Here is a 4,206-nt window from a genome sequence, read left to right as displayed (position 1 = left end):
CCCAGCAGCACCCGGTGCCCCCCGCCGCGCCCGCCCGCTACCAGGTCAGCATCAACGGCCTGGCGTACGGCTACGGGGCCCAGGGCTACCAGGTGACGGCCGTCGGGCGGGCGCTGGTCGCGCACGGCTTCGGCGACCACTACCGCTCCGGCCCCGGCCCGAACTGGACGGACGCGGACACCGAGAACTACGCGGACTACCAGGGGAGTCTGGGCTACTCCGGGCAGGCGGCGGACGGCGTCCCGGGCGCGGGCTCGCTGCGCCGGCTGCTCGGCTACCTGCCCGGGCAGCGGACGGTCTCGGTGGCCCACGTGATCGAGGCGGCCCGGACCGACCCGGGGGCCGAGCAGGGGCACCTGACCTACCCGGCCGAGGCGGCCATCGTGGAGCAGGCGCTCGTGGACGAGGGACTGCTCGACCAGCGCTGGGTGGACGGCTCGTTCGGCAGCCGGACGGTCTCCGCGTACGCGGCCTGGCAGCGGAGCTGCGGGTACGAGGCGGGGGCGGCGGACGGGATCCCCGGCCCGGCCTCGCTGCAGCGGCTGGGCGCGGCGCGGGGGTTCGCGGTGACCGACTGAGGGGCGGTGCTGCTCCCGGGGGAGGCGTGGCCGGTGCTGCGCCGAGGCTGTGTACTCGCTCGGGAGTAGGCGAGGTTACTTCCACCGTCAGATGCCGGATGAGGCAGGGGCGGGAGAGCCTGGGGCCGTCCTGGTGACCCCGACTCGAAGGAGGTACCCGTGCGCTCGCCCACCGGCGCCGTCGCGGCGTCCGAACCGACGCCACGGCGGGTGGCGACACCCGTGTCCGGGGGCCGCCGCCTGCCGCCGGCGGTGCGCAGACCGCTGGTCGTCCTGCACGTCGTCGCCTCGGTGAGCTGGCTGGCCTTGATGCTCTGCCTGCTCACCCTGGCGGTGACGGCCCTGACGACCGGGGACGCCGACCGGCTGCGCACCGCCTACCGGGCGATGGGCCTGCTCGGTGACGCGCTGATCCTGCCGCTGAGCCTGCTCACCTTCCTGAGCGGGGTGGCGCTCGGGCTCGGCACGTCCTGGGGGCTGTTCCGGTACTACTGGGTGAGTACCAAGTTCTGGCTGACACTCGGGGCGATGACGGCCTCCGTCCTCGCCCTCACCGACCGGCTGCACGACGCGGTGCGGGTGGTGGACGCGCATCCGATCGGCCCGATCACGGTGGCGGACCTCGGCTTCGTCCGCTACAACACGGTGATCGTTCCGGCGGTGGCGCTGACGCTCTACCTGTTCAACGTGATCCTGTCGGTGTACAAGCCCTGGGGCCGCCGCAAGGCCCACGCCAAGGTCACGGCCCCGGCCCAGGTCACAGCCCCGGCACCGGCCCCGGTCAGGGCCCCGGTCAGGGCCGAGGCTGCGGCCGAGGCCACGGACACCCGTCCGGGCCGAATACCCGGAGCGGGCGACTGACCGACGGGCCGTCGGCCGCGGCCCGGTCGCTCGGGGAATGCCCGTGCGGGGCGCAGGCGTTGTCCAACGACGTGACCACTGCCGCGCCCACGACCAGGCTCTCCGTGCTCGACCGCTCCCGGACCCGACAGGGCGAGGAGCCGGCCCAGGCACTGCGGAGCACGGTGGCCTTCGCCCGTGAGGTGGAGCGGCTCGGCTACCACCGGTTCTGGGTCTCCGAGCATCACGGCGTGCCGGGGGTGGCCGGGTCGGCGCCCACCGTGCTCGCTGCGGCGGTGGGGGCCGCCCCCACCCGCCTCAGGGTCGGTACCGGCGGGGTGATGCTGCCCAACCACCAGCCGCTGGTGGTGGCCGAGCAGTTCGGGGTGCTGGCCGCACTGTTCCCGGGGCGGATCGACATGGGGCTCGGGCGCTCGGTGGGCTTCACCGACGGTGTCCGGCGGGCGCTGGGGCGGGAGAAGGACGCCGCGGACGCGTTCGGTGCCCAGCTGGCCGAACTGCTCGGCTACTTCGACGGCTCGCAGCCGGCGAACCGCGGGGTCCACGCCCGGCCGGCCGAAGGCCTGCACGTCCCGGCCTTCGTCCTGGCCACCGGCACGGGCGCCGACCTGGCCGCCGACGCGGGACTGCCGCTGGTGATCGCCGCCCCGCGCGGAGTGGACCGGATGCTGGAGGCGATCGACCGCTACCGCGCCCGCTTCCGTCCTTCCGCGCAGGCCGCCGAGCCGTACGTGGTGGTCTCGGGGACGGTGGCCGTCGCCGACACGGCCGAGCGGGCGTGCGAGCTGCTCGTCCCGGAGGCCTGGTCCGGCGCGTACTCCCGCACCCACGGCGAGTTCCCGCCGCTGACCTCCGCCGCCGAGATCCGGGCCCGGGCGATGACCGCCCGGGAGCGGGCCGCGTTCGAGCAGTCGCTCAAGGGCCACATCGCGGGCACCCCGGAGCAGGCCGCCGCCGAGCTGGCGAAGCTGGTCGAGTGCAGCGGGGCGGACGAGTTCCTGGTCACCACCAGCACCTACGACCGCACCGCGCTGCTCGACTCCTACCGGCTCCTCGCCGAGGCCGTCGGCCAGATCTGACCAGGCGACGGCCGGGTCGGTCCGGGCCGGGTCGGGCCGGACCGGGGTGGAGCCGGTTCGTCACCCGGTCGTCACCGGGCCCCGCCGCCCGCCGCCGCCCGCCCGCCCCCGGCCCGTCGCCCGCGGCTCAGCCCGCGTCGACCTCGGTCGTCCCGAGCCGCGCGTACACCTCCGGCCGCCGGGCCCGCAGCCGCAGGGCGATCCCGACGCCGATCAGGAAGACCACCGGCACGATCGCGACCAGCGGCCAGTTGACCTCCGGGCCGGCGCCGGTGAAGAGGTCGAGCCGCCACACCACCAGCGCCGTGGCCCCGCACAGCAGCACGGTGGCGGCGAGCGGTGCCACGACCGTACGGAACACCCCGGCGCTCGCGGCGGTCGCCCGGTTGCGGCGGAAGAAGGCGAACACGGCGAGGCCGGCCAGCGCCTGGAGCACCAGGATGCCCACCACCCCGGGGGAGTTCACCCAGAGGAAGAACTGGTTGTACGGATCCGCCCCGATCAGCGCCGCCACCCCGACGGCCACCGCCGCCAGCACCGACTGCGCGATGCCGCCGATCCACGGCGAACCGTGGCGCGGGTGGATCCGGCCGAGGGCGGCCGGGGCGGCCCGCTCGTTGGCCAGCGCGTAGCCGTACCGGGTGATGGTGTTGTGGAAGGCGAGCAGTGCCGCGAGCAGGCTGGTGACGATCAGCACCCGCTGCACCTCCGTCGCCCAGCCGCCGACGTAGTCGGTCATCGCGGTGAAGAACATCCCGGCCGGGTCGGCGGTGGCGGCGGCGACGGCCTCCGTGTCGCCGAAGGCCTGCACGATCATCCAGGTGACGAAGGTGTAGAAGAGGCCGAGGAAGGCGATCGCGGCATAGGTCGCTCGCGGCACGGTCCGGTGCGGCCGCCGGGCCTCCTCACGGTAGATCGCGGTGGCCTCGAAGCCGATGAACGCGGCGAAGGAGAGTCCGAGCACGCCGCCCATCCCCCCGGAGAAAACGTGCTCGGGGGCGAACGAGGACAGGCTCAGCCCGTGCGCCCCGCCCTTGACCAGCACCGCCACCGCGAGCACCAGCAGGATGCCGGTCTCGGCGATCAGCAGTGCCCCGAGCACCTTGGCCCCGAGGTCTATCGAGCGGAAGCCGAGGAACCAGACCACCGCGACCCCGAACAGCGCCCAGACCGGCCAGGGCAGGTCCAGCCCGAGCAGGTCGGCGGCGGTGGTGCGGGCGAAGAACCCGAAGGCGCCGAACATCCCGATCTGGATGGCGTTGTACGAGAGCACCGCGAGCAGCGCCGCACCCAGCCCGGCCGCCCGGCCGAGGCCGCGGGTGACGTACGCGTAGAAGGCGCCGGCGTTGCGGATGTGCGCGGTCATGGCGGTGAACCCGACCGCGAAGAGCGCCAGCACCACGCCGGTGGCCAGGTAGGCGACCGGCGTGCCGATGCCGCCGAAGGAGATCGCGAACGGTGCCACGCCGGCCATGACGGTCAGCGGCGCGGCGGCGGCCACGACGAAGAAGACGATGTCGCCGGTACCGAGCACCCCGCGTCCCAGGCCGCCGGAGCCGCCGGAGCCGCCGGGGGAGGCGGACGTGGAGGTGGCGGAGCCGGAAGCGGAGCCGGCCGCCAGTTCGTCGCGCGACGCCCGCTCCAGCGCCGCGTCGTCCGCCGCCATCTCCAGCAGCAGCGCCACCTCG

Annotated in this window: 4 protein-coding genes; 3 read left to right on the top strand and 1 reads right to left on the bottom strand. The window is 74.8% G+C overall.

Annotated elements, in window-relative coordinates; translation table 11 throughout:
* The 3 genes from ACIQOV_RS30250 to ACIQOV_RS30240 all read left to right on the top strand — a co-directional run.
* Positions 1-578, top strand: a 578-nt coding sequence (locus ACIQOV_RS30250; protein ID WP_401053779.1) for a peptidoglycan-binding protein, incomplete at its 5' end; no start/stop codon positions are given.
* A 159-nt stretch (positions 579-737) separates the two neighbouring features.
* A complete protein-coding gene (locus ACIQOV_RS30245; protein WP_401053777.1) occupies positions 738-1,439 on the top strand; it encodes a DUF2269 domain-containing protein in 702 nt (233 codons plus the stop codon).
* 71 nt (positions 1,440-1,510) lie between these two features.
* Positions 1,511-2,518, top strand: a complete 1,008-nt coding sequence (locus ACIQOV_RS30240; protein WP_401053782.1) for an LLM class flavin-dependent oxidoreductase — start codon at positions 1,511-1,513, stop codon at positions 2,516-2,518.
* Between the two features lie 127 nt (positions 2,519-2,645).
* Here ACIQOV_RS30240 and ACIQOV_RS30235 read toward each other — a convergent pair whose 3' ends face one another.
* On the bottom strand, positions 2,646-4,202 hold the full coding sequence (locus ACIQOV_RS30235; protein WP_401053780.1) for an APC family permease: 1,557 nt from the start codon (positions 4,200-4,202) through the stop codon (positions 2,646-2,648).
* Positions 4,203-4,206 lie beyond the last annotated feature (4 nt).

It is taken from the genome of Kitasatospora sp. NPDC091257 (assembly GCF_044757675.1).
GTDB lineage: Bacteria > Actinomycetota > Actinomycetes > Streptomycetales > Streptomycetaceae > Kitasatospora > Kitasatospora lactacystinica.
Note: the sequence above shows the minus strand (reverse complement) of the source record. Positions and strands in the feature narration are given on the sequence as shown.